Genomic DNA, 26,641 nt, shown 5'->3' with positions numbered 1-26,641 from the left:
GCAAACCCCCGGCGCGGGGAGACGCACACCGCCTACTCCCCTGGCGCGGCCGTGCAACACCCCCGCTCCCCGCGCCGGGCCTCGTTCCACCGGCCCACCGAAAGCTGCGTTGGCGTGGCGCCCATCAGATGGCCGCGAGGCTGCTGAGCAGGTGGCCAAGTTCCGCCGGCGCCTGAAGGTGGGCCAGGTGGCCCTGGCCGGGGAGTTCGTGGACTCCGGCGCGAGCAACGTGCTGCCGCACGTTGTCGAACGAGTCTCCGTACGGGGCTGTCCCGCGGTTGCACTGGCCGATGATCAGGTCGACTCGATCTGCCTGTCGCGCCAACACATCCGGAGGCATCATCGCGTTGAGCGCGCCGAGTTCGGCGTACAGCGGACCGCTCAAGCGACACAGGACCGCCCAACTCTGCCGATCGGCGCGAAGGGCCTCGACATGCGCGGCGGAGAAGCCGGAGATCTGCCGATTGACGATCTCGACGCAGCGATCCCAGTCCGCCGTCTCCGCTGCGACCTTCAGGTCCGGCAGTGCATGACGTCCAAATGGCCGCGTCACCGGCTCGTAGGCGATCACCTGGGGAATCGGGCGATCGTTGGCGGTCAGCAAGGCGATCAAGCCGCCGTAACTCCAGCCGAAAAGTGCGCTCGCGTGGTCGAACTCGTCAAGGACCACACCGAGATCCTCAACCTCTGTCCGCAGTGAGTACGAGTTGGTCAACGGCCCTGAGGCAGTACGTCCCCGGCGGTTGACGACCACTACCGAGGGCCATGCGTCCACGGCTTCCGCGACGCGGCCCCACGTATGCGCATCGCTCATCACCCCCGGGACGACGACGAGGCTCGGGGCATCCACCTCGCCGTACACATCGACCGTGACCCAGCTGCCCCCGCCGACCGGCACCTTCTTCTGAATCGTTCGCTCCATAAATCAATTATGAAGCGAACGATCTACAATTCAAGGGTGACCGAACGCCACCGTGGACGCCCCCGAGCCTTCGACCGCGACCGTGCGGTCCTCGACGCCGCCCGCCTCTTCTGGCGACGCGGCTACTCCGGCACCTCGACCCGCACCCTGACCGCGGCCCTCGGGCTCTCCACCTCCAGCCTCTACGCCGCCTTCGGCAGCAAGGCCGGACTGTTCGAGGAAGCGGTGCGGACCTACGCCGAGCGGTACCGCGAGATCTACCAGCTGGCTGTCGCCGAGAAGGACATCCAGACGGTCATCGAACGCATCCTCACCGACTCGGTCCACGAGTTCACCCAGCCAAGCGACACGCATCCCGGATGTCTGATCAGCAGCGCCGTGATGACCGACAGCACGAGCACGCTCGACACGAGCGCCTACATCGCCGAACTGCACGGCTCGAACGAGCAGGCCCTCCTCGTACGCGTCGAACGAGCGATCCAGGACGGGGAACTGGCCGCGGGCACCGACGCGGCGGTCCTGACCGGGCTCGTCCAATCCGTCTGGCACGGATTGTCGGTGCGGTCCAACCTCGACACGGCTCGCGAGGATCTGCTCGCGACGGCACACCTCGTTCACCAGCTGATGTGCCGACAACTCACGTCAACGGGGCCGAAGGCGCCGACGGTCCGGTCCGGGTCGCGCGAGGGCACAAGGAAATGAACCCCCGCGACGGAGAAGGCATGCTCGGCATGTCGTAGGAGGTCAGCGACATGCCGACGCCCTGAGAGGGCGGCATCCTCCTGGGCTCAACAGCCGGCTGGCGCGCCGGTACGGCCGGTGGCGCCAAGGCGGCCGCGGCCCACAGCTCAGGGGGTCGGGCTCTGCAGAAGCGCTTCCGTGCGTGCGTGCCCGGCGGCTGCGACGGCGCAAGCGGCGCGTACGAAGGCGGCGACCGCCGGGGAGCGTGCCTCCTGGGGCCAGGCGACGGCCAGGGTGGCGTCCGGCAGGTCACTGACCGGGCGATAGGCGATGCCGGGTCGCGGGTAGCGCCGGGCCACCGAGGCGGGCGCGAAGAACACGACGCTGCCCGTCTCGACGAGGCTGAAGATCTCCGACAGGTTCGAGGCCGGCCACTCCGCTTCGGTACGAGAGGGGCGTTCGACGGGTCGGCCGTGGCTTGCCGGGGAGCCGCCGGGGAGTTTGCGGCCTGCCAGGTCGGCGAGGCTGAGCCGGGTCCGGGCGGTCAGTGGGTCGGCGGTGGCCAGGGCGACCAGGACCGGCTCGGTGAGCAAGGGCTCGCTGTCGAGGCCGCGTCCGTCGAAGGGGCAGAGCACGAGTCCCACGTCGGCGATGCCGTCACGCAGCGCCTGCGGCTGCTCGCCGAACCCTCCGAGGACCAGTTCCGACGGCAGCGACGCGCCGTCGGCGCCGTAGGTGTGAAGGATCTGCGGGAGCAGGCCGCCGTCGACGTCTGCCTTGAGCGCGATCCGCAGCCGTGGCGACGCGCTGCCGGCCTGCCTGGCTCGGTGGGCGGCGGCGGTGACCGCTTCAAGGGCGGTGCGGGCGTCGCGCAGCAGGACTTCGCCGGCCGCGGTGAGCCTCACCTGCCGGGTGGTCCGCTCGAAGAGGGTCACGCCGAGCTGCCGCTCAAGTTCCCGAATCGATCGGGACAGCGGCGGCTGCGCCATGCCCAGCCGAGCGGCGGCACGTCCGAAGTGCAGTTCCTCCGCGACCGCGACGAAGTACCGGAGCTGCCGTACCTCAAGGTCGCCCGAACTCATACCACCAGGGTATCAATGGCGACCGAACCGGTCCTGCACCTGCGAAGACGCGCCGGGTTGGCTAGGAGGCAACCGGCAACGCCCGTCACGGGCCCGCCGTCGACCGACTCCCCCGGAGGCACTCATGATCGTCGTCACCACCCCCACCGGCACCATAGGCCGACAGGTCGTGGACCGCGTGCTGGACGCAGGGGAGGCCGTACGCGTGGTCGTCCGCGACTCCTCCCGGCTGCCTCCGCACGTGCAGGCCCGCGCCGAGGTGGTGCAGGGCTCGCACGGTGACGCCGACACGATCACGAAGGCGCTCCGGAGCGCCGACCGCCTGTTCTGGCTCGTGCCCCCGGCTGACTTCCGCGACGCCGACCGAGCCGAGCACCACTATCGGGAGTTCACCCGGCCCGCCTGCCAAGAGGCCGCCCGCCAAGGCCTACGGGTGGTCGGCGTCACCTCCCTGGGACACGGATACCGGGGCGAGGCCGGACTCCTGTCCGCCGCGCTGGCCATGGACGAACTGTTCGAGGACGCGGGCGCGCACTACCGGGCGCTGGCCCTGCCCTTCTTCATGGAAAACCTGCTCCACCACATCCCGGCGATGACCGAGCAGGGCACCTTCTCCATGGCCAACGCCGCGGACCGGCCGCTGGCGACCGTCGCCACCCGTGACGTCGCCGACGCCGCGGCAGCGCTGCTCCTCGACACCTCCTGGAGCGGGCAGGCCCGCGTCCCCCTGGCCGGTCCCGACCGCCTCACCCCCCACGCCATGGCCGAGGTCGTCTCCGACGTCCTCGGCCGCACGATCCGCTACCGCCAGATCCCGCTCGCGGAACTCAAGACCACGATGATCCAGCGCGGCGCGAGCCCGGCACTGGCGCAGGACATGGCGGAGATGGTCGAGGCACAGAACGACGGGATCTACGACGCCGAGCCTCGCGGTCCGGAGTCCGTCGCCGCCACCGGCTTCCGCCAGTGGTGCCGGGACCACCTCGTACCGGCCGCACAGTCCTGACAGCACGCCTGTCTGTGCGCCTGTCTGTGCGCCCGTTCAGCGGGCCGGCAGGTCGGCTGCCGTCGATGGCCGATCGATGGCGATCGGTGGCGATCGGTGGATCGTTCAGTCGTCCAGTCGGCGCTTGCTGAGCCAGGTGACCATCTCGGGGTCGTGGTGGTCGAAGAACAGGGTCGTCCCGGTGTCGAGGGCCGTGATCCGGTCCATCTGGTCGTCGGTCAGCTGGAAGTCGAAGACGTCGATGTTCTGGGCCATCCGGTCGGGGTTGACCGACTTGGGGATGGTGACGATGTCGCGCTGGATGAGCCAGCGCAACACGACCTGCGCCACCGACTTGCCGTGCGCGGTGCCGATCTCGCCGAGGACGGGGTGGGTGAACAGGTCGTTCTTGCCTTCGGCGAAGCCGCCCCAGGACTGGTGCTGGACGCCGTGCTCGCGCATGAGGTCGTGGTCGGTGCCGCGCTGGAAGAACGGGTGGGTCTCGATCTGGTTGACCTGCGGGGTGATCTCGTTGTTGAAGATCAGGTCCAGGAGTCGGTCGGGGTAGAAGTTGGCGACGCCGATCGCCCTGGCCAGGCCTTCGCGGTGGGCGGCCTCCATGGCGCGCCACTGGCCGTAGACGTCGCCGAAGGGCTGGTGCATCAGGTAGAGGTCGACGTGGTCCAGGCCCAGCTTGGTCAGCGAAGTCTCCAGCGCCCGTCGGGTGTTGTGCTGCGCCGGGGCGTCCTGGACCCACAGCTTCGTGGTGACGAACAGGTCCTGGCGGGGGATGCCGCTGGACTTGATGGCGCGGCCGACGGCTTCCTCGTTGCCGTAGGCGGCGGCGGTGTCCAGCAGGCGGTAGCCGGCGGCGAGAGCGTCGGAGACGGCCTGCTCGGTGTTCTGCGGCGGGATCTGGTAGACGCCGAAGCCGAGGATCGGCATCTGGACGCCGTTGTTCAAGGTGACGTGCTGCACGGGTGCTCCGGTTCTCCGGTTCTGCGGGTGTTCCGCGGGTGTTCTGTGGGTGTTCTGCGCGTGCGATGGGGGCGGGCGGAGGCTCTTGCGCGATGAAGCCGGTCAGCGCTCCATCAGGCGCATCTGGGCCTCGTTGTGGGTGTCGCCGGCCGCGGGCGCCAGGTCGGTGAGCTCGGCGAGCTGGTCGTCGGTGAGGTGCACCGTGTCCGCGGCGACGTTCTCCTCGATCCGTGTCACGCGCTTGGTGCCGGGGATGGGGGCGATGTCGTCGCCCTGGGCCAGCAGCCAGGCCAGCGCAACCTGCGCCGGAGTGGCACCGACCTGCCCCGCAACGGCCGCGACCTGGTCGGCCAAGCGGAGGTTGTGCGCGAAGTTCTCCTCGGAGAAGCGCGGGTTACCGGCGCGGAAGTCGGTGGGGTCGAACTGGGCGGTGGAACGGATCGCGCCGGTCAGGAAGCCGCGTCCCAGCGGGGAGAAGGGCACGAACCCGATGTTCAGCTCGCGCAGCACCGGCAGCACGCGGGCCTCGGGGTCACGGGTGAACAGCGAGTACTCGGACTGCACCGCGGTGACGGGATGGACGGCGTGAGCACGGCGGATGGTGTCGGGGCCGGCCTCGGACAGGCCGATGTGCCGGATCTTGCCCTCGGCGACCAGTTCGGCCAGGGCGCCGACGGTCTCCTCGATCGGCGTCTCGGGGTCCACCCGGTGCTGGTAGTACAGGTCGATGTGGTCGGTGCCCAGGCGGGTGAGGGAGCCCTCGACGGCGGTGCGGATATTGGCCGGGCTGCTGTCCACGCTCCTGAGCGCGTCGCCCGTGTGGGAGACGAGGCCGAACTTGGTGGCCAGCACGACCTGGTCGCGGCGGCCCTTCAGCGCGCGGCCGACGAGTTCCTCGTTGGTGTAGGGGCCGTAGACCTCGGCGGTGTCGACGAACGTGACGCCGAGCTCCAGGGCCCGGTGGATGGTGCGGACGGACTCCGCGTCGTCGGTTCCGGCGCCGGTGTAGCCCTGGGACATGCCCATCGCCCCGAGCCCGATCCGGGACACTTCGAGGTCACGCAGTGTGATGTGCTTCATCGGGATTCCATCCGTTGTGTAGGGGGATGTGATGGTGTCATTTGTGTAGGGGGATGTGCTGGTGTCATTGGGGTGGCACCGCCACGTACGGCTGTACGGGGGTCGGCTGCCCCGGGGTGGGGCTGTGCAGTGGTCAGGGGCGGACGATGACCTTGAGTGCCTCGCGGTCGTTCATCAGCCGGTAGCCCTCGGCGACGCGCTCCAGGGGGACGGTGCGGTCGAAGACCCGGCCGGGGTGGATCTCACCGTCGAGGATGTGCGGCATGAGTTCCTCGATGTAGGCGCGGGCGGGTGCCACCCCGCCGGTGAGGGTCAGATTCCGCAGGAACTCCGGGAACCCGAAGGGCACCGCGGGGTACTGCGGGGCGCCGACGCGGCTGATCACGCCGCCGTCACATGCCACACCGGCGGCCTGGACGAGCGCGTCCTCCAGGCCCACGCACTCCAGGACCCGCTCGGCGCCGCGGCCCGAGGTCAGCTCACGGACCGCGGCCACGCCCTCCTCACCGCGCGCGGCGACGACGTCGGTCGCGCCGAAATCGCGTCCCAGGTCGGTGCGCGCGGCGTGCCGGCCCATGAGGATGATCCGCTCGGCGCCCAGGAGCTTCGCGGAGATCACCGCGGACAGGCCGACGGCGCCGTCACCGATGACGGCGACGGTCTCGCCGCGCCGGACACCGGCGGTGCGGGCGGCGTGGTAGCCGGTGCACAGCACGTCGGACAGGGTGAGAAGGTCGGGCAGCAGCACGGAGTCCTCACCGACGGGCAGCGCGACGAGGGTGCCGTCGGCGTAGGGAACGCGGGCGGCCTGGCCCTGGCCTCCGTCCACGCCGTTCACGCCCCACGGGCCGCCGTGCGGGCAGGACGTGGGCAGCCCGCTGCGGCAGTACTCGCAGGTGCCGTCCGCGTACGTGAAGGGGGCGACCACCAGGTCGCCGGGCTTGACGCGGGTGACCTGGGCGCCGGCCTCCTCGACGACGCCGATGAACTCGTGGCCCATCTGGCGCGGGTGGTCGGTGAGCGGCTGCGACTTGTAGGGCCACAGGTCGCTGCCGCAGATGCAGCCCATCACGATCCGTACGACGGCGTCGGTCGGCTGCTGGATCTTCGGGTCGGCGACGTTCTCGACACGGACGTCGCCGGCCTGGTGGAGACGGGTTGCGCGCACGCTTGGTGCCCTTTCTGCTGAGCAGGTCCTGTTCTGCCGGCCAGGTCCTGTTCTGCCGGCCAGTTCCTGGGTGGGCACGGGTGCCTGCTCCGGTTCCGGGAGGTGATCATCCACAGGAGTGCGGATACCCACTCCCTCCACCGTTCCCGATCCGCCGCCCGTCCGACAGGGCGGGTCTTTCCCGGGAGTCCCAGAGGGGGTGTGACAGGGCTCCCCTCGGCGGCAGCACACCGATGACCTGCGGGTCACACTGGAAGGCATGGCGGAACAGCGGCACGACGACACCGGCGGAACCGAGCTGGGGCGGTTCCTGCGCGCCCGGCGCACCCAGGTGACCCCGGCCGAGGTCGGTCTCACCCCCGGCACCGGAGTGCGGCGCACCCCGGGTCTGCGCCGTGAGGAGGTCGCCGCGCTGGCCGGAGTGAGCATCGACTACTACACCCGCCTGGAACGCGGCAGGGAGACCCGCCCCAGCCTGTCCGTGGTCGACGCCCTGGGCCGCGCCCTGAAACTCGACACGGACGAGCTGGCACACCTGCAGGACCTGGTGATCCGCGCCGCCCGGCACACCCCCGAACCGCCACCCGCACCCAGCCGCACCGTGAGCCCCCAGACGAAGGTGCTGCTGGAGAGCCTTCGCCCCAACCCGGCCTACGTCACCAGCCGCACTCTGGACCTTCTCGCGCACAACCCCGGCGCGCTCGCCCTGTACGCCGGCATCGAGGACTGGCCCGCCAAGCAGCGCAACCTCGCCCGCTTCATGTTCCTCCACCCCGCGGCCCGCACCCTGTACGCGGACTGGGACGCCCAGCTCGCCGGCTGCGTCGCGCGCCTGCGTGCCCTCGCCGGCACCGACCCCGACGCTCCAGACCTGGCCGGCCTCATCGGTGAACTCCTGCTGAAGAGCCCCGACTTCGCGAAGCTGTGGGACCGCTATCAGGTCACCCGGAGCCTGCACTCCCGTAAGGCCAAGACCTTCCACCACCCCCAGGTCGGAGACATCACTCTCCCCTTCCAGGGACTGCAGCTCGAAGGCACCCCCGGCCACCGGCTGGGCGTCTACGTCACCGCCCCGGGCACCCCCGAACGTGACGCCGTCACCCTGCTCGACATGAGCGGACCCCAGCCCACGGAACCTGGACGTCACGCGCCGTTGGACCGGTCACGTCACCAGAGTCACCAGAGGCCGGAAGTCTCCTGAACCAGCGCGGTGGACGGACGGAAGTCGCCGAGACGGGCCCAGAGGATCTTCACGCGGACCACGACGATCGCGGGGTCTTCAAGGGAGGGCGCGAACTCAGGAAACGCCTCCCGGTACGCGTCGGCGCAGCGTTGCCGCTCGTCCCCCGAAGGGATGTCGGCCAGACCCTCGGCCTGGAGGGTCACGCCGTCGCGGCCGCCGACGACCACTGACACGCGACCGTCGCGGCGCAGGTTGGCCACCTTGCGTGACGTCTCGCGAGCGTCGAGCACGATCTCCCCGCGGTCAGTGGCCGCCAGGGTGAGATACGCCGACTGGGGGGAGCCGTCCGGGCCGAGCGTCGAGAACACTCCGTCCCCGTGCCTGCGGATGAACGCCGTCACCGAGTCGCGGTCGAGCGCCGCCTTGCGATGCCCCGTCACGACGGTCACTCTAACCGGGCCGGACGCCGGACCTGTTGAAGCATCCGCCGATCTCGCCGGACACCTCCTGCGAGGTCGCCGCCTCCCGCCGCCCGACCGGCACGGCCTCCCGGCGTCCCCGACCGCTGACCTGGCCAGTGTCCCCGCCCCTGGACCAGGTCGGCGTCCCCGAGCCCAGACCCGACCGGTGTCGCGGCTCAGGCGGTGAACATGGTCAGCACGGCGGCGATCCGGCCCTCGCGGACCGTGATGACGTCGATGCCCCGCACGGCGGGCTCGCCCTCGGGGCCGAAGGCCCAGGCGAGTGCGCCGTTGTCCGGGCCCGCGTAGCGCGTGCCGTCCTCCGTGAAGGCGAACTCCGGCGGGACCTTGTCGAGCAGGGCGCGGGCCTTGTCCTCCAGCGCGTCCCGGCCCGTGGTGACGCCCTCGGGGTCGGTGAACACGACGTCCTCGGTGTAGATCCGCTCGATCGCCGCGCGGCGGGAGGCGGGGTCGCGGTTGCCGAACACGTCGTGCAGGTTGGCGGCGAGCAGGTCGGTCACGGTGCTCATGGTGCTCCTTCGAGTAGTGCTCCGCGGCCCATTGGATCACCGAGCCGATGGGCGGGGCGGAGGTGTGAGGGTGATGGTCAGATCTGGCTGGCGCCTCCGTCGACGTAGATCTCGGCACCGGTCATGTAGCTGCTCGCGTCGGAGGCGAGGAACAGCACGGTCTCGGCGATCTCCTCGGGGCGCCCGAGCCGGTTCATCGGCACCCCGGCGGCGAGGCCCTTCAGCAGTTGCTCGGCGGCAGCCGGGTCGCCGGCCAGGCCGCTGAGTCCGGGGGTCTCGATCGGTCCGGGGGCGATGCTGTTGACGCGGATGCCCCGGTCGACCAGTTCGGCGGCCCAGGTGCGGGTGAGCGAGCGCAGCGCGGCCTTGGTGGCGGCGTAGACGCCGAACGACGCGGCGCCCTTGGTGTCGATGTTGGAGCTGGTGACGATGACGGATCCGCCGCGCCGCAACAGCGGGAGCGCCTTCTGCACGGTGAACAGGGTGCCGCCGACGTTGGTGTTGAAGGTCTCGGCGTAGTGCTGCCAGGTCACGTCGGGCAGTGCCGCGAAGGCTCCGCCGCCAGCGTTGGCGAACACGATGTCGAGGCCGCCGCGCTCCTCGACCGCCGCGAACAGCCGGTCGAGGTCGTCGAGGTCGGCGACGTCTGCGCGTACCCCGGTGGCGCGGTCGCCGATGGAGGCCACCGCCGCGTCCAGCGCGTCCTGCCTGCGACCGGTGAGGAAGACGTGCGCTCCCTCGGCGGCGAGCCGGCGGGCGGCGGCGAGGCCGATGCCGGAGGTGGCACCGGTGACGAGGGCGGTCCTGCCGTCGAGCTGTCCCATGATCGATCTCTCCTGGTCCGAAGATGCGGTACGGACGATTTCTGTACCGTTCGATACTGAACAACCGGGGCGCCTCCCTGCCTATTCCGTACCGACCGGTTAAAATTTCGGGGGCATCAGGAACGGGGTGAGCACAGTGGTACGAGGCAGGCCGCGCGGCTTCGACGCGGACACGGCGCTCGACCGCGCGGTCGAGGTGTTCTGGCGCCAGGGGTACGAAGGCGCCTCGCTCAGCGATCTCACCGAGGCCATGGGCATCAACAGGCCCAGCATGTACGCGGCGTTCGGCAACAAGGAGGAGCTGTTCCGCCGCGCCGTGGCCCGCTACGCCGAGGCCGACATGGCGTACGCCCGCGCGGCGCTCGCGCAGCCCACCGCATACGCCGTCGTCGAGACCTTCCTGCGGGCGAACGCCGACGCCCTCACCCGCCCGGACCGCCCCTCGGGATGCCTGTCCGTGCAGGGCGGCCTGGCCGAAGGCGGCGACAGCGGCCGCATCGCCTCGTTCCTCGCCGAGAGCCGTCTGGCCGGCGAAAGGGAACTCGCGAACCGCCTGTCCCGCGCGGTCGCGGAAGGCGATCTGCCCACGGACACCGACGCGGCGGCCCTGGCCCGGTACGTCATGGTCGTCAGCGAGGGCAACGCCGTTCACGCGGCCGCGGGCGCCCCACGCTCCGCCCTCCACGCGACGGTCGACATCGCGCTGCGGGCCCTGCCGGTGGGCGGAGAGGGAACGGAGTGAGGTACACGCCAGGGAAGTCCGTGTCCGTCTGCACGGACTGCACCGGGTCGAGCCCGCGAGCGCGGTCGGCCCCCGGCCGTCAGGCGGCGGTGCGCACCGCCATCAGCAGTCCGCTCGCCCATGCCATACGGACGCACCGGAAGTCCTCGCGCGCCTCCAGCTCGGCCAGGAGGCGTTCGACGGAGGCTTCGTGGTCCTCCGGCCAGCCGGGCTGGGGGAAGAGGTCGTCGATCAGGTAGGTCCCGCCGGGAGCCACGAGACCCAGAGCCCGGTCGAGGTGGGTGAACTTGCCCGGCCAGGTGTCCGCGAAGACGAGGTCGAACGGGGCGCCGCCGAAGTCCTCCAGCCATGCGCCGCCGTCCCCGGAAACGAACGTCACCCGCGGATCGTCCCCCAACTGCTCTCGGGCGACGGCCTGGACGGAGTCGTCGAGTTCGACCGTGGTCAGAGAGGAGTCGGCGTCCATGCCGCTGAGGAGCCAGGCCGCTCCCTCTCCGACTCCGGTGCCGAGTTCGAGGATCCGGCCCGCGGGCCGGGCGGCGGAAAGCGCGGCCAGCAGACTTCCGGTGCGGTCTTCACTGGACATGATGAAGCCCGCGTCACGCGCCCTGGAACGCAGCGAGGGCAGGGCGGCCGGAATGCGGGTCGGCGTGTCGTCCATGCGCAGATGATGCGAGGACCACGTCATGGCAGGCAAGTCAATTCTCGTGGGACGCGGCCCGTTGCCTGCAGCAGCCACGCACCGATTTGATCACGGCTTCCGAACGACTCTGTGCACCAGTTGTGGGCGGCGGTGACACTGCTCGTGAAGATCTTGGCATGCCGAACGACGAGAGTGAGCCAGTGACCACGGCACCGCCCCCCGAGCAGCCCGACAAGCAACCTGACGGGCAGCCTGAGTTCAAGTCCTCCATAACTGACGAACAGTGGGAGGCGTTTCAACGCGAGGTCGCGGCGGGCGGTGAGGGAGCCGCTGCACCGGCCGAACCGTCGGCGCGGGCACGCATGGTGGCTCGGCAGCTGGGCGCGCAGGACGAGGCCGCACGCTCCGGCGGCCGCCGCCGTTGGCGGCGGCGCAAGGCGGCGCAGTCGCAACCGGCGTCACCACCGGGCTGGCGCACCGGTCCGGCGTGGCAGGAGTTCAACCGGACCCGCTCCCGAGGCCGTCAGGCGTGGTCGGCCGTAGGCGTGTTGCTGGCCGTGGCGCTCGCCCTGGTCGCCGTCCGTCCTTCGCTCCTCCTGGACCGGCTCCCCGGCCATGCGGCCGACGCGGCTGCCGCCGAGGCGACCGCCTCGCAACTGCCCGCCGAGACGGTCCAGCCGTCCAGCGCTCCCAGCGAGGTCGACCAGCCGGGGCTGCCCACCCTCGACCACCCCTTCCTGGGTTCTCCGGCAGCGAGTTGGGCCGATGGAGCGGACGCCATCGAGCTGCCGACAGCGAAGGCGGTGGGCGGGCTCAGCAAGGAGGACGTGGCGCTCGCGCTGCGCCGTACCAAGGAGTTCCTGGTCGCCACCAGTCTCAACCCGGCCGTCCTGCGGGGCGGACAGCCCGACAAGGCATTCGCTCTTCTGAACCTCAAGGACTTTTCCCTGCTGTCCCAGCTGCACCGCGCACTGGACAAGCCGACACGGACCAACGACCCGCTCACCCTCTTCAGCCGCTTCGACCCGGACGAGGTGAAACCGGCCGGCGACGTGGTCAAGGTCCGTGGCCACATGACCTTCGCCGCGGCAGAGTCGGGTCAAGTGCGGGTGCAGGCCGACTACACCTTCGTCTATCCGCTGGTGAAAGCGGACGGCGACAGCGACGTCGTGGCCCGTACGATCATCCGCCGCGAGGTGAAGATGATCCTGGCCGATCCGAAACGATGGACCGTCACCCCGGGCCGGATGGTGCTCGAACAGTGGAACGCCGCCTTCTACAACGACGAATGCGGCATCTACGACGGCTACTTCCACCCCACCTTCCCCCTCGACACCGCCTCGGGTTCCCCGGCCACCGGCAAAGCCGAGGATCCCTACGACCGCAGTCACCCCCTGAGCGACGGGTCCGAGTCCGACGCCAAGGAATGCGGTACGACCACCCGTACCTGACCCAGCCGACGCACCTGGGCGATCCGTCGGACCTGGCGGGCTGTCGCGCTCACGCGTCGTCAACCAGCGGCGCCCAGGCGCCCGTCACTCACACGCTCCGTCACGCAGGCCGTGGCGGAGAGCGGTATCGGTCGAGGAGGACATGGGCCATGAACAGTCTCAGAGGCGCGGCGCTCACGGCGGTGGCGGGCGGCATCCTGGTGCTGACGGGATGCCACGGTGCCGAGGACGCCGCCGACGCGCACGCTGCGTCCGCGACAGCCGTCGCCGCGCGCACGACGGCGGTGGGCGGGACCGCCTCCGACGCTCCGTCGACCACGACGCCGCCCAGTCCGCCCACGGCCACGCCGAGTTCGCCGGACAGCGCCGACGCCCCGGCCCCGAGCGCGACGAACCGAACCACCACCCGAAGCACCGCCCCCACGGCCCGCCCCGGCTGCCGCAACCTCCCCGTCACCACGTCGGTGAAGACCGCCGTGACGGCCGCCTACCGGCGTTCCTACCCCCGCTTCGTCCATGTCCGGCCGGTGGCACACCACTTCTTCTACGGCGAGTGCGGCGCTACCCGTTACGCCGCCACCTCCTTCGAGGCCACGGCCGGAGCCACCACCGAGGAACTCGTGGCCATGCAGGACGAGGGCAGCGCCACCAAGTACTTCCGCGCCGTGTCCGGAGCCGGCTGGGGCTACCTCGCCAGCGACGGTTTCCCCCAAGGGCCGTACGGCTGCGGCGACATCCCGCAGATCCCGGCCGACCTGGCCAAGGCGTGGGGCGACTGCTCCGTCGGTTAGCCGCTCAACGCGGGCCCGGCGTAAGGCCAGGAGCCAGGTTCGCGCATTCCCCGTCGCATCCCGACCGTGATCGGCACGTGACCGACGGCTCCTACGATGGCGGCCCATGGGAGAGCGCGTGCAAAGCCGTTGGGCCAGGACACTGGCGACGGCGGTGACCACCGCACTGGCCGCATCCACGCTGGCCTCCTGCTCACCGCCGGAGCGGGACCTCATCGCCATCCGCCTGACGGCGGACGGTGACCCGATGGCCTCGCTGCGGCCGTGCGGGGAAGACCGGGTGACTTCCGTCGAGGTACTGGGTTCGGCCGTCCGCGACGACCCCGATGGCCCCGTGGAGGATCTCACGTCCTGGGAGGTGCAATCGCCCCGGTCCGTCCAAGGCCCGCAGGAGATCAGGCTGTTCCACACGCCCGACGGCTGGACGGGCGACCCGGCGCCGCTGGGCGACCAGCGGATCAAAGCGACCCACAGCTACTCGGTCGCCTTCATCGTGTCCTCTGGCGGCGGCGTGAGCTACCGGGGCGTCGTCGACTTCACCGTAGCCGACCTGGCGCGACTGCAACGGGGCCACGTCTGGTCCGACGACCGGGCCATGACCGCCGAGGAGTTCCGCGAACACACCGCCAAGGAGTGCGACGACGGCTGGTTCTGAGGCAGTTGGACCTGACCGAGTACCGAGCCCTCACAGACCGGCCGGGCAGGGTGGCTCAAGCCGGCGGTGCCCGGCGGACCCGTACGGGCCTCAGGACATGCTGCCCCGGCACACCGTCCCCGCGGCCGGGGTACGGCCGGTGCGGAGGTAGCGGTCGACCTTCTCCGTGACGCAGCGGTTCTCCGGGTATGTGCCGTGGCCCTCCTCCTGGGCCGTCAGGAGCACGCCGACACCGTCGCCCAGGGCGTCGGCCATGTGGCGGGCGCCGGAGTAGGGGGTGTTCGGGTCGCCGGTGCCGCCGACCACCAGGACGGGGGCCGCGCCGTCGGCGTTCACCTGGAGCGTGGCACGTTCGCCGTCGAACGGCCAGTCGTAACAGAGGTAGACGCTGGAGGACCACGCCTCGCCGAAGACCGGTGACGCGGCCTCGATGCGAGCCTCGTCCCGGTCGAGACGGTCGAAGCCCGGACGCAGGCTGGAGTCCGCGCAGGTGATCGCGTTCAGGGCGGCACGGCTGTGGTCGGGCGGGGTCGCCGCGTGGTCGGCGGAACCGAGGTCGTCCGCGCCCTCGCTCAGCGGACGGCCGTCGTTGTGGTCGATCAGCGCGGTCAGCCCCTTGGCGAGCTGCGCCCAGCCGTCCGTGCCGAGGTCGAGTTGGTCGCTGACGGCGTACGCGAGGTCGTGTGCGTCGAGGGTGTTTCCGCTGCCGGCCGGGGCGGGTTTCTTCTCCAGGCGGTCGGCCAGGCGCGCCATGCGCCGCGCGGCCTCCTCGGGCCCGTCGCCGGTCGGGCAGTGGCGGATATGGGCCGCGCAGTACGTGGCGAACCGGTCGAACGCCGCCTGGACCGCCTTGACCTGTGACACCTGCTCCTCGTCGAAATTCTCGGTCGGATCGACCGACGCTTCGAGGACCAGCCGTCCGACGTGCGAGGGATACAGGTGGGCGTAGACCGCGCCGAGCGCCGTGCCGTACGAGACGCCGAAGTAGTGCAGCCGCTGGTCGCCGAGGAGGTAGCGCATCAGGTCGAGGTCGCGCGCGGTGTGTGAGGTGCCGACGTACGGGAGGAGCGCCCCGGAGTACTTGGCGCAGGCGGCGGACCCGTCGTAGCCGAGGTCGTCCGCGGTCTTCCCGCAGCGCACGGGGATGGTCCTGCCGACGCCGCGCGGGTCGAAGGAGACCAGGTCGTAGCGGTCGAGGAGCGGCTCGTACTGGTTGAGGAACTTGGGCAGTCCGTTCACGCCGGACACGCCGGGGCCGCCGAAGTTGAGGACGAGCGAGCCGATGCGCCGGTCGTTGGGGCCGGTGGCCTTGCGCCGGATCAGGGCGACGTCGATCGTCCTGCCGTCCGGCTTGTCGTAGTCGAGGGGGGCCTTCATGGTGGCGCAGTCGTAGCCCGAGCGCGCGGTGGGCGGCGAGGTGCAGCGGGACCAGTGGAGGTGCTGGCCGGTGGTGAGCGCGGCGGGCAGACCGGCGGGCGGGTTGTTCGCAGTGAACTCCGTACGCGGCTGGGCACTTTGGCTGCGCGCGTCGTGCTGGAGCCAGGCGCTGACGGCCCCCATCGCGGTGAGGAGCAGCACGGCGAGGATCCGCACACCGATCCACGACCCCGGTCTGCGGCTTCGTATCGCATGTGCGTCATTCATCGAAATCCCCGCGCTCCCGCCCCTGGACGCCCGACCCGTGCCCGCACGCCCGTACCCCGTGATCGTCCGATCCCCGAACGAGTGCAGGGTACAAGCTGCCTCCGACAGCACGACCGGGGCGGACAGGTCGACAAGGACGTGGTCGAAGGCTTCACCATCCCCCGCAGTCCTGGAAGTTGGAGCGGTCGGTCAGCGGTCCGTTGCGAGGTCGATCAGCTGATGCATCCATGCGGACGGCAGTGCCGGATTGGCCGCGGCAGCGAACGCGCTGCCCGGCAGGGTGAGCCGCCGCAGTAGTTCGTCGGGGGGAAGCCTCGGGTCCCGCACCGCCCACACCCCCACCTCCGGGTCGTCGGCCAGCCGCGACGGCAGCTCCGGACCGGCCTGCGGGTCGTCCAACGCGGCAAGGCGCAGGCGGTGATTGGGGTGGTCCCAGAAGCGGGCCAGGCCGGGGCGGGCGAAGTTGGGGTGGTACCGCAAGGCGGACCAGCCCCGGTCCTCGGCCGTGGCATAGATCTCCACCAGCAGCTCGTGCGGTGCGTCCTGGCAGTGGTCGCACAGGTCGCGCCGAACCCACGGATCCTTGTCCGCGGCCAGCCGGGCCACCACCTCCGGCGGAAGGTGCGGCTGCATGGCGAGGGCACGCCGCAGCCCGACGTGGCGGGACTCGGCGATCCGCAGTGCCGTCCGCGGATCGGTCGCGCGCTCCTGGATCCACCGCGGTCGGGGCACCCAGTCCGAGTCCGGCACTTCCACCGCGATCGCGGCCCGCTGCTCCTCGGTCAGGTCCTCCCGCATCGACAGGGCGAGGCGAACCGTGTTCTCGGGATCGTTCGCGAGTCGCCGGGCCAGGACGAACGGCACCTGCGGGTCACCGGCGGCCTCGCGCCGGATGGTCGCGTCGGCGTGCGCGACCCGCGCCTGGGCCGTGAGGGCCATCGGTTCCGCCTCCGCCCGCGACAGCTCGGCGATCCTCTCGCGCACCCGCGGGGCGGGATCGTCGAGCAACCGCCGCCGGACCGGCTCCGCGAGCCGCCTCCACAGGTCCCGGCTCAGCACCGCGGCCCGTACAGCCGGGTCCTCGTCGCTGACGAGCAGGTCCTGCACCTCTGGTGACAGCCCCTCACAGCCGCCGATCATGCGCCGGACCCTGGGGTCCTTGTCCCCGGCCAGCACCTCCGCCACCCCGGCGGGGATCCGGCGTCCGAACTCGCGGAGCAGCACCGCGTACACGAACCGGACCCTGGGCTCCGCGTCGTGCGCGAGCCGCGCCAGCGCATCGGCATCGGCACTCGGATTCTCCGCGACATCCAGCCGGTGCTGCGTCCGCGACGACGCCACCGCGACGGCAGTCGCCTCCGCGTCGAGCTTGCGCCAGATGAGCCACGACCGGTCCGCGGGCAGTTCCTCGAACTCCAGCAACCGCCGCAGCACCGTCACCGAGAGAGCCGGATTGCAGGTCAGCCCACGCAACCACTCCCGTACCACCGTCTCATCCGCACCCGCCCGCTCCAAACGCTCCCCCACCCCGTGCATCCGCCCATTGTCACCGCCGGACGCATGAGCGCATGCCTCCGGCAGAACAGTCCCCTACCGCCAGGACCCCGGGAATTCCTCTTCGAGCCCGTACGACGGTCGTGGCGCGGCATGATGACCTCCCGCACCGAGGAGGCGCCTGTGAACTACCGGAAGCACGCCCTGCAGTACGCCGCCGACCGTGGTTGGGACCACGTCACGGCCAGCATGACGCTGGGAGCGACAAAGGTGACGGTCGACGAGTTCCGCAAAGGCGCCAGGACCGTGGTCGCGACGTTCATGGACTTCGACGCGCTCACGCCGGAGTGGACCGACTACTGGACCCTGGGCTACTACGACTTCGGCGACGGCCGCTGCGGCCGGATCGAAGCCGTCCAGTCGGGCCCGGGCCAGACCAAACCGAGCCTGGAGAAGGCCCTCGACGAACTCCCGTGAAGAATTGCCGGCGCGCGGCCAGGCCCACCTGTGAGCGGCTCACCGCAGAGAGCCGCGGACCGCGAAGGGAGGGCGGATTCGCACCTGCGACCATGAGCACATGTCCGAGGAGTCGAACCTGATCTCGAGCCTGTGGCCGCTGGTGCCGTCCGGAGCCACCGACTGGTTGTTGGAACTGTGCGGCGACGGCCTCACAGGCTTCATGCCTCCCGCCATGCCCGACTCGGTGTGGGTGCTGAACGCCATGTACGAGCACGAGCAGGGGCCGGAGGATATGTCGTATCACGAGTACCACCAGGCACGTCTTGCCGACGGAAGCGCCCTGCCCCACACCATCGCGGGCCTCGACCTCGACGCCGTGGCCGTCGCCACGGGAGGAGGACTGGGCCGGGCTCGGCACCCGGGCCCCGGCTGGCGACGGCTGCGCTGGGCCGAGCTCGCCCGGCGGACCGGTGACCCGGTCGTTTCCGACGGGCTGATGCCCGCCTACCGTTGCTTTCCCTCGGCCCAGAAGCAGGGCAGCTGGCCGCTCGGCATCGTCCCGCCGACCGAGGGGAGCCTGGACCGTGAGACCTGGAACCGGCTGATCGCCATCCTCACCCAGTACAGCCCCCCAGGCCCGGACACGCGCTGCCTGGCCTACTACAACCCGCTGACGCTCGGAGCCGTCGACTTCGACAACCTGCACGTGCGTGAGGGTCGGCTCGGCGACGCCGAGATTCTCTACGACCACTCCGAGGCGGATTTCAGCCCGGCCAACCTCTGGCCCGACGACCGCTCCTGGGTCCTGTGCACCGACTACGACCTGTGGGCCACCAAGGTCGCCGGGCCCCCGACCCTCATCGACGCGCTGCTGAACGACCCTGAAATCGAGGCGGTTCGTCTGCCCTGGGCGCACTGACGACGAACCGGCCCCATCCGCAGGTCCGAAGCACCGAGCGCGGATCCACGGATGGTCCCGTCGCACGCCGATTGTCAGAGGCTGCTGGCAGCATCTCCGCCGTGAACCTGATCCGTACCACCCCACCACGACCGTTCGACGTGGCCGCGGCCTTCCCTCAACTGGCCCCGCTGGCACGCACGGCGACCCGGCTGCATCCCCGCCCCGGTTCTCCGTCGCCGTACCAGAGTTCGATCGGCGGACCACTGCTGTGGCCTTCCAGGCAGCCGTGGCTGTACTGCGACAAGTGGCACGAGGGTCCGGTCTGCCCCCTCCTGCCGGTGGCCCAGCTGTACGTACGCGACGTGCCCCAACTACGGTCGCCCGGACGGACAGACCTGCTCCAGGTGCTGTGGTGTCCCTCGGAGCACCCGCCGCATTTCAAGCCTCGGACCGAACTGTTCTGGCGAACCGCCGCCGACGTCACCCACGTTCTGACCTCGCCGCCATCGCCGTACGAGGCGCAGCGCGGCTACACGCCGGAGCCCTGCGTGCTCGCACCGGAGCAGGTCACCGAGTACCCCCACTTTCTGGAACTGGACAGGGAGTTGCGGCAGCAGCTGAGCGAGTGGAGTACGTGGCAGGCAGTCGGCGTCGTGACGGATGATTCCGATGAGTCCGACCCGGAGGCGTTCTACATAGACGCGCTGTCCGTCGCCCCCGGATGGAAGGTCGGTGGATGGGCGCCATGGGGCCTCACCGATCCCATCGCCCGGTTCTGCATCCACTGCGGCTCCGCGATGAACCCGCTGCTCACCATCGCCTCGGACGAAAGTCGCGACTACAGGAGGAGCTGGGTCCCGCTCGAGGACCAGGCCATCCCGGAGATCGACAACGACAAGGTGTCGAACCCGCCCGGCATCCAGGTCTCCGACGCGAACAACCTGCAGCTCTACGTCTGTCCGACCTGCTTCACACATACCGATCTGATCCAATAGGCCGTCACCGCGCTCGCAGCCGGCGCGTTCTCCGACGTGCGGGGCGGGTGTGCTGCTGCCCGAAACGGCGCCCAGCAAAGGTAGGCGGGCCATGGGCCGGGTCTGTCTCTGCCTGGGCTGGTTCATGGTCCTGGGAGTGGTCGTCAACCTGATCAACGGCATCAGGGCAGCCCGAGGCTGGACCGTTGTGCGGCTCGGCCCGGCCTTCGTGGACGACTCAGGCGACGGCGCCCTCGACGACCCGGCGGTAGGGGCCCAGGTCGTCGAAGCCCTGAAGGTGGCCGCGTGCGGCGATCACCGTTCTGATGCCGCGCTTCCAGAGCAGGCGGCGGTACGTGTCGTGGTCGTAGCCGCGGTCGGCGATGAGTGCGTCGGGCCGCTGCGGCCGTCCACGGGGCGCGTCACAGTGTCTGGTGGCGGTACAGCCGACCGTGGTTGCGCCACCAGGCCACCTTCCCGTCGGGGCCGCGCACGAAGTCGGAGCGCGTGCCGACCGGTGTACCGTCGGGGGTGAGGTCCAGTGCGACGTCGGGGCGGTAGAAGGCGGCTCCGACCTCGCCGGTCTGGACCGCTGCCGTGTCCTCCTCCTCTTCCTCGGGGGTCGTGCGGCCCGCGCCAGTCGAGCTCTTGAACGTCTGCGTGCCGCGCAACCTCCCCTCGTGGCCAATCAGTTCGACGACCACGTCCTCCATGGCACCGTCGTCACCGATCCGTTGGGCCAGGTAGCGGCCCTCGTAAGGTGCCAGCTCCTTTTCGCTCAAAGTCCGTGCCGTGGCGGGCAGGTTGGTCACTCCGGCGAACCGGCTGAGCGCCCAGTCGTCGGTGAACAGGTCGTCCCTGAGCCGCGTTCCGCCTTCCGAGTTGGTCAAGAGGGTCAGGGCGAAGCCGCGGCTGGGAACCATCAGGAAGCCCGAGATCTGCCCCGGCCAGGTCCCGCCGTGCTGCACGACGCGGACCCCCTGGGCTGTGGGGCGCAGCATCCAGGTGACTCCCATGCCGTCGAGTTCCACGACGAGCGTGCCGCCCGGGCCGGGGGTGGAGCGCATCTGTTCCAGCGACGTCCTGCTCAGCAGCCGTGTGCCGTCGGGCGTCGTACCGCCTCCGAGGTGGAAGCGGGCCCAGCTCAGCTGGTCGCGCACGCTGGACATCAGGCCGCCGGTCGGTGCGAGGCTGCGTGGCTGGAGCCAGAACGACGGCTCCGGCACCGCCTTGCCGTCGACGACGTCGTGTGGCGCGGCGACGTTGAAGCCCACGATCTCGTCACTGGAGAAGCGGCTGTGGTCGAGCCCCAGGGGATCGATGACCAGTTTGCGCACCGCCGCCTCGTAGGTCGTGCCGGTCACCGCTTCGATGATCCGGCCGGCCACGCACAGCGCCGCGTTGTTGTAGGCGAACACTTCGCTGGGGGCGTTGAGTTGGGGAAGCCGGGCCATGGACGCCACGAAGCGGGCCAGCGCGTCGTCGCCGGGGCCGAAGTCCTGGTAGTCGTCGCCCAGCCACCCGGCGCTGTGGTCGAGCAACTGCCGCACGGTGACCTGGGCCGACGCGTACGGGTCGGCCACCGTGAAGTCGGGGAGGTAGCGGCGCACCGGGGCGTCCAGGGCGATGTCGCCCCGTTCGACCAGTCGCATCACGGTGGTTCCGGTGAAGGTCTTGGTCGTCGAGCCGACCCTGAAGACGGTGTCGGCGTCGACCGGGACGGGGTGGTCGACATGGGTGACGCCGTACCCCCTGACGTACTCCTGGCCGTTCCATAGCACGCCCACGGCCGCCCCGGGAATGGCGTACGCCCTCATGGCCTCCTCGATCTTGGCGTCGAGGGCGCCGAACAGTGGATTTGCGGGGCCGCCGGTGGCGCCGCCGTGGACGGCGGATCGCGGTGACGCGGCCGACGCCGCGGTGGGCCCCAGCGACACGGTCGCGCAGCTCACCGCCGACGCGGCGCCGAGGAAGCCGCGGCGGGACCAGCGCGCGGGGCCGGGGTCGGAGACCCCCGACAGCAGGTTATCTTTCACGAGGTGCCGGCTCCCCCGTTGCCGATGGTGAACGGCACCGGCTTGACGGAACTCACGCACCGGGTGTCGGGGTTCTCGGGGTCGTCGAAGAAGGACGTGATCACCGATGCCCCGCACGGCTGCGGGAACGCCCCGTGGGCGACTCCGGCCAGCGTCACCACGGTGGAGCGGGAGAGCGTCCGTGCCACGTAGCTCCCCCACTGGGCCCCGGTCTGGGCGTCGAAGCTGCCGGAGATGGCAAGGGTGGGAATGGTGCCCCGGGTGACCGCGCGAACGGAGGCGGGTGCCTGGGGAACGTTCCATGCCTGGCACGCCTGTCGCAGGAACGGCAGCTGGGGCGCCTGGGCGAGGACCGAGCGGGGCAGCTCGGGAAAGGCTCGAAGCCCCTCGGCGAGCTGCTCGCCGGAGGTCTCGAACGGCACCCATTCGCTGCACCACACACTGAGCGACAGCCCGTGCGCGAACTTCCCCTGCGAGCCGGGCAGCCAGGCGGCCGCCCACTGCTCCGCGATGCGCTCGGGGTGGCCTTGGGCCAACTCCTCCACGGCCAGCGGGAAGTCGTCGGGGGCGTGGCTGGTGCGAACGATCCAGTTCAGCAGCGCCCCGCCGTCGAGGACCACCTTCACCCTGCCGACCTGCTCCACCGTCACGTGCGTGGTGACCGGACGGGCCTCCAGCCGGCGGACCATGCGCAGGAAGGTGCCACCGATGTCCGGGTAGCGCTGCCGACAGGAGGGCTGGGCCGCACAGGCACCCACGATGTTGTCGAACGACTCCCTCAGGCTGCTCCACGTCCAGCCGGGCGACGCCACGGACGGCGGTACGACGCCGTCGACCGTCACGGAGCGGATTCCTTGGGGGAACATGCGCATGTAGACCAGGGCCAGTTGCGTCCCGTAGGAGTGCGACAGGACGTTCCACTCGTCGATTCCCAGCGCGCTGCGCAGATCGGCCACGTCGGCGGCGTTCTCGCTGGTGTTGTAGGCAGCGGGATCGATTCCCTGGGCTGTCAGGCGCTCGCGGCACCGGGCCGCCGCCTGTGCGTACAGGTCTCCGGTCGAGGCTGCGTCGTACCGAAGGTGGACACGCTCCGCGTAGAACTGGTCGATCTCGGGGCACGTCAGCGGCTGCTGCGACGAGAGCGTCCCGCGTTGGGACAGGACGACGAGATCACGGTCACGGTTGATCCCGGCCTCGGTGAGTTCGGATATGTCCGCCAGGGCGTCGGCGCCGGGTCCGCCGGTGAGGAACACGATCGGGTCGGGGCGCGGACTGGGCGATGCCGAGCGGACGCGGGCAACGGCCAGGCGAAGGGTGCGTGCAAAGGGGTGGGCCCGGTTCTCCGGTACGACGAGGAAGCCGCAGGTCGTGCCCTTCAGCGTGCCGTAGGTGGTCGGGCACGGGGCGGGCTCGAACCGCGATGCCTGCTGCGTCCGCCCGGGCTCGTCCCGGGGAAGGGCGAGCACGGTTCCCGGAAAGATCCAGTGGCCACCGTCACTGGAGCCGTACCCGTGCCGGCGGGCCGCATCCTCGATGGCCTGCTGGTTGAGGGTGTAGACGCTGTCCCACCGCACTGCGCTGCCGAGGCTCTGCTGGGCGATGCCGCTCAGCGTGTCCCCGGACGAGACGGTGTACGCGTCGGCCGCGGCGCGGGCGGCCGGAAAGTCGCTGATCGTCCGTGCCGGCGCCAGTCCTGGTGCTGGGCGGCCCGCGGGAAGGGGGCCGTCCTCCGCCCTCGCGGGCCCGAGGCGGCCGGTGGCCGCGCCGGGCAGGCCGTAGGCCGGGGCCGAGCTCAGCGCCGTCAATCCGGCCAGGAACATGGCGGCTGCGGCAGCCATACCACGGTTACGTATGGGCATGTCGTCCTTCCGAACCAGTGCGGGTGGCAACGCCCCAGCACCGATCGCATCGATCGCACATGGGGTGGGGTCGTCAGACGTCATGCTGCGAAGACGGCGCGGGCCGCGCACTCCGGCGGACGCCAATGGGGGCATGCACCTGCCCGCCGGCGGTGACCGCGCCCGGCGAGACCTCGCCTCCGCCACGCCGCGCGCTGCCGTGACAGCCGCTCGCCGCCGAAACCGAAGGCCGCGCGGATGGGATGGGCGCTCACGGGTACCCGACGCACCGCCGTGCCTCGGACGGGGGCACGAGCCGAACACGTGGTGGAGAGGAAGGGCCGGCTGCCACGGCAGCTGCCCAGAAAGGCGGCAGGTCGCCATGAACAGTCCCGATACGCGCCGTGGCCAGAGCAGTTCGCAGGAGCCTGTGGGCGAGCTGGTCCAGCGGGCGTCCCAGCAATTGGCGGAGCTGGTCCGGGGCGAGATCCGGCTGGCGCAGGCGGAAATGAAACAGAAGGGCAGGCTCTACGGCAAGGGTGGGGGCCTGTTCGGCGGAGCCGGTCTGGTCGGCTTCCTGACGCTGCAGGCCCTCGTCGCCGCCGCCATCGCGGCGCTGGCCGTTCCCCTGCCGGTGTGGGCCGCAGCCCTCATCGTGACCGCCGTCCTGGGCGCGATCACGGCCGTACTCGCCCTGGCGGGCAAGAAGGAGGTCGGCCGGGCCGCGCCGCCGGCGCCCGAGCGGACCATCGACAGCGTCAAGGCCGACGTGGCCACGATCAAGGAGAGCGCGCAGCGATGACCCAGCAGCCCCACCCAGCGGACGGCCCATCGGACTGACCGGTGAGGCCATGGCGAAGGCCGCTGGAGCCGCGCACTTGGTGCAGGACAAAGGGGCCGCCCTGATCAAGGACGAGGTCACCGCGGCTGGCTGACGTTCCGTCACTGCGCCGACGCCACGCACGTGTCTCAGGGCGTCGCCGGCGACGGATGCACGACGGGCGGCGGGCCGTCCTCTTCGGACTCGAGTCCGCACCCGACAAATCATCGAAAAGCAGGTCGCAGGCGAGCAGACGCCGACGCTCGAAGGGGGTACCCGGACCGAACGAACAACTGATCACGCCTTCCTCCGGACGAAAGACGGCGTGACAGAAAGGAGGCCCGTGATGACACGGCGCGACGACGGGATGCTGCAGATGCTGAGGAGCCTCCTGTCCGGCAGTCACACGATGGCCTTCGAACAGTTGCCCTCCAGCGTGGCCGAGCAGGCTGCGTCGGCCGGCTTCGACGACGTACGCATCTACCTCGCCGACCTGCAGCGGGACGTTCTGCGCCTGCTCACCGGCAAGGGGCTGGACGCGGCTCAGGAGGCCGCGGGCGCCCAGGCGGACATGCCGGTCGAGGGCACTGTCGCCGGGCGCGCCTACCAGTACGGTCACATCGTGGCCGGCGCCGGCACCGAGGACGGGCGCCAGTCCTGGTGGGTGCCGCTCCTGGACGGCACCGAGCGCCTTGGCGTCCTGCGCGTGACCACCGCCCACCACGGCGACGGTCTCCACCAGGACATGCTGACGCTGGCGTCGATGGTGGCCATGCTGGTCGTCTCCAGCCGGGACACCAGCGACTCCCACGCCCGCATGACGCGTACCCAGGCGATGAACGTCGCGGCCGAGATGCAATGGACCCTGATGCCGCCGCGCACCTACGCCGACAACCGGGTCGTCATCGGCGCGGCCCTGGAGCCGGCCTACGAGGTCGGCGGGGACGCGTACGACTACGCCGTCTCCGGCGACACCATCCACTTCTCGGTCTTCGACGCCATGGGACACGACACTTCCGCCGGTCTCACCGCCAATCTCGCCGTCGCCGCCTGCCGCAACCACCGCCGTCAGGGCACTCCGCTCGACCAGCTCGGTGAGCGCGTCGAGCAGGTGCTGGTCGAGCAGTTCGGCCACAGCCGCTACGTGACGGGAATCCTCGCCGATCTGGACACCAGGAGCGGGATCCTGACCTGGGTCAACCGCGGCCATCCGCCACCCCTGGTGATCCGTGGCGGACGCTGGTCCACCCTCCTGAAGTGCCCGCCTTCGCACCCCATGGGCACCGACCTCCATCTGCCCACCACCGTCTGCCACGAGCAGCTCGAACCGGGCGACCGCCTCGTCCTCTACACCGACGGAATCACCGAAGCCCGCGTCGGACGCCAAGAGTTCGGTCTCGCGCACTTCATCGACTTCCTCGTCCGCCACCACAGCGACGGCCTGCCCGTCCCCGAGACCCTGCGCCGGCTGATCCATTCCCTGCTGCAGCACCACAACCAGCAACTGCAGGACGATGCCACCATCCTGGTGTGCGAATGGTTCGGGCCACAGCCCCGGACCATCACCGTCGTCGCACCGCAGGCGGGCTTGCCGCTTGCGGCTGACCACCCCTGATCGCGGAGGGCGCCACCCGGAGATCGCAGGAGCCCGGCGGGCTGTGCACCCGGGCCGAGGATGGGAACCCGGCCCGGGCCGTCGGTACTTCACGGGCCGCACTGGACGAGGGGGTGTGCCCCGAGCTGGGAGCGGCCCTACGCCACGAGATCAAGATCGGACCGCTCACCCTGCACCACAGACCGTGGTCCGCCGCAGCGAAGCGCCCACCGTCCTCGAACTGCCTGCCGTCCTGCGGCCACCGTGCCTGCCGTCCTCCGCCCGGGCCGCCGGCCGGCTCACATCGTGTCGGCTCCTCAGCCGCCGATGGGTCCGCTGGAGCCACCGTGCCAACGGGGGCGGGTCTGATTCTCGTCCGGCCTGCTGGGGGCGTTGCCGAGTTGGTGCGGGGTGAGGCGGTCGCTGCCACCGGTGGCCCGGGGCACCTCGTTCGGTTCGCGCATGCTCTGTTCCTCGCGCACCGGGCCCGAGGGCGGAGGTGTGGGGTGGTCGCCGCGACGCGGGGGTGCGGGCTCCTTGCGCCGCACTCCGATACCGAGACGGACGGCGGCCACCAATGCGGCCGTGACGAGCAGTCCGCAGCCGACCATGATCATCAACCCCGCCGCCGAGCCGGCAGCGGCCAGTTCCTCATGGGTCGTGTGCATGGGCGCCGTGTACCCGCTGCCTGACGGCGAATGCCGT

The 26,641-nt window shown here is 70.7% G+C and carries 26 protein-coding genes; 12 read left to right on the top strand and 14 right to left on the bottom strand.

Translation table 11 applies throughout. The features are described 5' to 3' along the window. Nucleotides 1-124 precede the first annotated feature (124 nt). Nucleotides 125-922: an alpha/beta fold hydrolase gene (locus tag WN71_RS07900; RefSeq protein WP_046584341.1), complete on the bottom strand. Its 798-nt coding sequence runs from the start codon at nt 920-922 to the stop codon at nt 125-127. Nucleotides 923-958: 36 nt separating this feature from the next. On the opposite strand from WN71_RS07900, the gene WN71_RS07895 reads away from it, so the two are divergent. Then, nucleotides 959-1,624, top strand: coding sequence for a TetR/AcrR family transcriptional regulator (locus tag WN71_RS07895; RefSeq protein WP_046584342.1), 666 nt, complete (start codon nt 959-961; stop codon nt 1,622-1,624). Between the two features lie 146 nt (nt 1,625-1,770). Here the strand turns inward: WN71_RS07895 and WN71_RS07890 are convergent, their stop codons facing one another. Further along, complete coding sequence (locus WN71_RS07890) at nt 1,771-2,685, bottom strand: LysR family transcriptional regulator (protein WP_046584343.1); 915 nt, start codon at nt 2,683-2,685, stop codon at nt 1,771-1,773. Nucleotides 2,686-2,809: 124 nt separating this feature from the next. On the opposite strand from WN71_RS07890, the gene WN71_RS07885 reads away from it, so the two are divergent. Further along, a complete protein-coding gene (locus WN71_RS07885) occupies nt 2,810-3,691 on the top strand; it encodes an NmrA family NAD(P)-binding protein (RefSeq protein WP_046584344.1) in 882 nt (293 codons plus the stop codon). 105 nt (nt 3,692-3,796) lie between these two features. On the opposite strand, the gene WN71_RS07880 is transcribed toward WN71_RS07885, so the two are convergent. From WN71_RS07880 to WN71_RS07870, 3 genes are all read right to left on the bottom strand, one after another. Further along, nucleotides 3,797-4,648 carry an aldo/keto reductase gene (locus tag WN71_RS07880; RefSeq protein WP_046584345.1) on the bottom strand — a complete coding sequence of 284 codons (852 nt, stop codon included), beginning with the start codon at nt 4,646-4,648 and terminating at the stop codon, nt 3,797-3,799. Between the two features lie 102 nt (nt 4,649-4,750). Beyond that, the gene (locus WN71_RS07875; protein WP_046584346.1) at nt 4,751-5,728 is read right to left on the bottom strand and encodes an aldo/keto reductase; all 978 of its coding nucleotides are present in this window, start codon (nt 5,726-5,728) and stop codon (nt 4,751-4,753) included. A 133-nt stretch (nt 5,729-5,861) separates the two neighbouring features. Beyond that, complete coding sequence (locus tag WN71_RS07870) at nt 5,862-6,896, bottom strand: alcohol dehydrogenase catalytic domain-containing protein (RefSeq protein WP_046584347.1); 1,035 nt, start codon at nt 6,894-6,896, stop codon at nt 5,862-5,864. A 259-nt stretch (nt 6,897-7,155) separates the two neighbouring features. Here WN71_RS07870 and WN71_RS07865 point away from each other — a divergent pair, with 259 nt between their 5' ends. Beyond that, complete coding sequence (locus tag WN71_RS07865; protein WP_046584348.1) at nt 7,156-8,097, top strand: helix-turn-helix transcriptional regulator; 942 nt, start codon at nt 7,156-7,158, stop codon at nt 8,095-8,097. On the opposite strand, the gene WN71_RS41775 is transcribed toward WN71_RS07865, so the two are convergent. The 3 genes from WN71_RS41775 to WN71_RS07850 all read right to left on the bottom strand — a co-directional run bounded on the left by WN71_RS41775 (nt 8,073) and on the right by WN71_RS07850 (nt 9,894). After that, nucleotides 8,073-8,519, bottom strand: coding sequence for a pyridoxamine 5'-phosphate oxidase family protein (locus WN71_RS41775; RefSeq protein WP_167382900.1), 447 nt, complete (start codon nt 8,517-8,519; stop codon nt 8,073-8,075). The genes WN71_RS07865 and WN71_RS41775 overlap by 25 nt on opposite strands. A gap of 197 nt (nt 8,520-8,716) precedes the next feature. Further along, nucleotides 8,717-9,070 carry a nuclear transport factor 2 family protein gene (locus tag WN71_RS07855; protein WP_046584349.1) on the bottom strand — a complete coding sequence of 118 codons (354 nt, stop codon included), beginning with the start codon at nt 9,068-9,070 and terminating at the stop codon, nt 8,717-8,719. A 77-nt stretch (nt 9,071-9,147) separates the two neighbouring features. Continuing rightward, nucleotides 9,148-9,894: an SDR family NAD(P)-dependent oxidoreductase gene (locus WN71_RS07850; RefSeq protein WP_046584350.1), complete on the bottom strand. Its 747-nt coding sequence runs from the start codon at nt 9,892-9,894 to the stop codon at nt 9,148-9,150. Between the two features lie 127 nt (nt 9,895-10,021). On the opposite strand from WN71_RS07850, the gene WN71_RS07845 reads away from it, so the two are divergent. Next, the gene (locus WN71_RS07845; protein ID WP_079177722.1) at nt 10,022-10,636 is read left to right on the top strand and encodes a TetR/AcrR family transcriptional regulator; all 615 of its coding nucleotides are present in this window, start codon (nt 10,022-10,024) and stop codon (nt 10,634-10,636) included. A gap of 79 nt (nt 10,637-10,715) precedes the next feature. Here the strand turns inward: WN71_RS07845 and WN71_RS07840 are convergent, their stop codons facing one another. Then, on the bottom strand, nt 10,716-11,297 hold the full coding sequence (locus tag WN71_RS07840) for an O-methyltransferase (RefSeq protein WP_046584415.1): 582 nt from the start codon (nt 11,295-11,297) through the stop codon (nt 10,716-10,718). Between the two features lie 158 nt (nt 11,298-11,455). Here WN71_RS07840 and WN71_RS07835 point away from each other — a divergent pair, with 158 nt between their 5' ends. The 3 genes from WN71_RS07835 (at nt 11,456) to WN71_RS07825 (ending at nt 14,176) form a co-directional block, all read left to right on the top strand. Further along, a complete protein-coding gene (locus WN71_RS07835; RefSeq protein ID WP_420856470.1) occupies nt 11,456-12,730 on the top strand; it encodes a hypothetical protein in 1,275 nt (424 codons plus the stop codon). Nucleotides 12,731-12,879: 149 nt separating this feature from the next. Further along, nucleotides 12,880-13,521, top strand: a complete 642-nt coding sequence (locus WN71_RS07830) for a hypothetical protein (RefSeq protein WP_046584353.1) — start codon at nt 12,880-12,882, stop codon at nt 13,519-13,521. 106 nt (nt 13,522-13,627) lie between these two features. Next, nucleotides 13,628-14,176 carry a hypothetical protein gene (locus WN71_RS07825; RefSeq protein WP_143074807.1) on the top strand — a complete coding sequence of 183 codons (549 nt, stop codon included), beginning with the start codon at nt 13,628-13,630 and terminating at the stop codon, nt 14,174-14,176. 90 nt (nt 14,177-14,266) lie between these two features. Here WN71_RS07825 and WN71_RS07820 read toward each other — a convergent pair whose 3' ends face one another. Both WN71_RS07820 and WN71_RS07815 read right to left on the bottom strand, forming a co-directional pair. Beyond that, entirely contained in the window at nt 14,267-15,820 is a 1,554-nt protein-coding gene (locus tag WN71_RS07820) for an alpha/beta hydrolase (RefSeq protein ID WP_046584354.1), read from the bottom strand. A 189-nt stretch (nt 15,821-16,009) separates the two neighbouring features. Beyond that, on the bottom strand, nt 16,010-17,356 hold the full coding sequence (locus WN71_RS07815; RefSeq protein ID WP_143074806.1) for a hypothetical protein: 1,347 nt from the start codon (nt 17,354-17,356) through the stop codon (nt 16,010-16,012). Between the two features lie 141 nt (nt 17,357-17,497). On the opposite strand from WN71_RS07815, the gene WN71_RS07810 reads away from it, so the two are divergent. The 3 genes from WN71_RS07810 to WN71_RS07800 all read left to right on the top strand — a co-directional run bounded on the left by WN71_RS07810 (nt 17,498) and on the right by WN71_RS07800 (nt 19,669). Beyond that, nucleotides 17,498-17,791, top strand: a complete 294-nt coding sequence (locus WN71_RS07810; RefSeq protein ID WP_143074805.1) for a hypothetical protein — start codon at nt 17,498-17,500, stop codon at nt 17,789-17,791. A gap of 100 nt (nt 17,792-17,891) precedes the next feature. Further along, the gene (locus WN71_RS07805) at nt 17,892-18,692 is read left to right on the top strand and encodes a hypothetical protein (RefSeq protein ID WP_046584356.1); all 801 of its coding nucleotides are present in this window, start codon (nt 17,892-17,894) and stop codon (nt 18,690-18,692) included. Between the two features lie 107 nt (nt 18,693-18,799). Then, the gene (locus WN71_RS07800) at nt 18,800-19,669 is read left to right on the top strand and encodes a hypothetical protein (RefSeq protein ID WP_046584418.1); all 870 of its coding nucleotides are present in this window, start codon (nt 18,800-18,802) and stop codon (nt 19,667-19,669) included. A gap of 401 nt (nt 19,670-20,070) precedes the next feature. Here WN71_RS07800 and WN71_RS07795 read toward each other — a convergent pair whose 3' ends face one another. Together WN71_RS07795 and WN71_RS07790 are read right to left on the bottom strand one after the other, a co-directional pair. Continuing rightward, nucleotides 20,071-21,684 (bottom strand): serine hydrolase domain-containing protein, encoded by a 1,614-nt coding sequence (locus WN71_RS07795; protein WP_206300039.1) that lies wholly within the window; start codon nt 21,682-21,684, stop codon nt 20,071-20,073. Beyond that, entirely contained in the window at nt 21,681-23,522 is a 1,842-nt protein-coding gene (locus tag WN71_RS07790; RefSeq protein WP_167382899.1) for an alpha/beta fold hydrolase, read from the bottom strand. Before WN71_RS07790 ends, WN71_RS07795 begins: the two co-directional genes overlap by 4 nt. Before the next feature lie 382 nt (nt 23,523-23,904). Between WN71_RS07790 and WN71_RS07785 the strand changes: the two genes are divergently transcribed. Both WN71_RS07785 and WN71_RS07780 read left to right on the top strand, forming a co-directional pair. Further along, a complete protein-coding gene (locus WN71_RS07785) occupies nt 23,905-24,324 on the top strand; it encodes a phage holin family protein (protein WP_046584357.1) in 420 nt (139 codons plus the stop codon). Nucleotides 24,325-24,688: 364 nt separating this feature from the next. Beyond that, nucleotides 24,689-25,957 (top strand): PP2C family protein-serine/threonine phosphatase, encoded by a 1,269-nt coding sequence (locus WN71_RS07780; protein ID WP_046584358.1) that lies wholly within the window; start codon nt 24,689-24,691, stop codon nt 25,955-25,957. A 296-nt stretch (nt 25,958-26,253) separates the two neighbouring features. On the opposite strand, the gene WN71_RS07775 is transcribed toward WN71_RS07780, so the two are convergent. After that, nucleotides 26,254-26,604 (bottom strand): DUF6479 family protein, encoded by a 351-nt coding sequence (locus tag WN71_RS07775; protein ID WP_046584359.1) that lies wholly within the window; start codon nt 26,602-26,604, stop codon nt 26,254-26,256. Nucleotides 26,605-26,641: the final 37 nt, after the last annotated feature.

It is taken from the genome of Streptomyces mangrovisoli (genome assembly GCF_000974985.2).
Lineage (GTDB): Bacteria > Actinomycetota > Actinomycetes > Streptomycetales > Streptomycetaceae > Streptomyces > Streptomyces mangrovisoli.
Note: the sequence above shows the minus strand (reverse complement) of the source record. Positions and strands in the feature narration are given on the sequence as shown.

Bases quoted from the DNA above. Each gene is read 5' to 3' on its own strand.
- WN71_RS07900 (WP_046584341.1), bottom strand. From the start codon at position 922: ATGGAGCGAACGATTCAGAAGAAGGTGCCGGTCGGCGGGGGCAGCTGG.
- WN71_RS07890 (WP_046584343.1), bottom strand. From the start codon at position 2,685: ATGAGTTCGGGCGACCTTGAGGTACGGCAGCTCCGGTACTTCGTCGCG.
- WN71_RS07885 (WP_046584344.1), top strand. From the start codon at position 2,810: ATGATCGTCGTCACCACCCCCACCGGCACCATAGGCCGACAGGTCGTG.
- WN71_RS07875 (WP_046584346.1), bottom strand. From the start codon at position 5,728: ATGAAGCACATCACACTGCGTGACCTCGAAGTGTCCCGGATCGGGCTC.
- WN71_RS07865 (WP_046584348.1), top strand. From the start codon at position 7,156: ATGGCGGAACAGCGGCACGACGACACCGGCGGAACCGAGCTGGGGCGG.
- WN71_RS07855 (WP_046584349.1), bottom strand. From the start codon at position 9,070: ATGAGCACCGTGACCGACCTGCTCGCCGCCAACCTGCACGACGTGTTC.
- WN71_RS07850 (WP_046584350.1), bottom strand. From the start codon at position 9,894: ATGGGACAGCTCGACGGCAGGACCGCCCTCGTCACCGGTGCCACCTCC.
- WN71_RS07840 (WP_046584415.1), bottom strand. From the start codon at position 11,297: ATGGACGACACGCCGACCCGCATTCCGGCCGCCCTGCCCTCGCTGCGT.
- WN71_RS07835 (WP_420856470.1), top strand. From the start codon at position 11,456: ATGCCGAACGACGAGAGTGAGCCAGTGACCACGGCACCGCCCCCCGAG.
- WN71_RS07830 (WP_046584353.1), top strand. From the start codon at position 12,880: ATGAACAGTCTCAGAGGCGCGGCGCTCACGGCGGTGGCGGGCGGCATC.
- WN71_RS07825 (WP_143074807.1), top strand. From the start codon at position 13,628: ATGGGAGAGCGCGTGCAAAGCCGTTGGGCCAGGACACTGGCGACGGCG.
- WN71_RS07820 (WP_046584354.1), bottom strand. From the start codon at position 15,820: ATGAATGACGCACATGCGATACGAAGCCGCAGACCGGGGTCGTGGATC.
- WN71_RS07815 (WP_143074806.1), bottom strand. From the start codon at position 17,356: ATGCACGGGGTGGGGGAGCGTTTGGAGCGGGCGGGTGCGGATGAGACG.
- WN71_RS07805 (WP_046584356.1), top strand. From the start codon at position 17,892: ATGTCCGAGGAGTCGAACCTGATCTCGAGCCTGTGGCCGCTGGTGCCG.
- WN71_RS07790 (WP_167382899.1), bottom strand. From the start codon at position 23,522: ATGGCTGCCGCAGCCGCCATGTTCCTGGCCGGATTGACGGCGCTGAGC.
- WN71_RS07785 (WP_046584357.1), top strand. From the start codon at position 23,905: ATGAACAGTCCCGATACGCGCCGTGGCCAGAGCAGTTCGCAGGAGCCT.
- WN71_RS07780 (WP_046584358.1), top strand. From the start codon at position 24,689: ATGACACGGCGCGACGACGGGATGCTGCAGATGCTGAGGAGCCTCCTG.
- WN71_RS07775 (WP_046584359.1), bottom strand. From the start codon at position 26,604: ATGCACACGACCCATGAGGAACTGGCCGCTGCCGGCTCGGCGGCGGGG.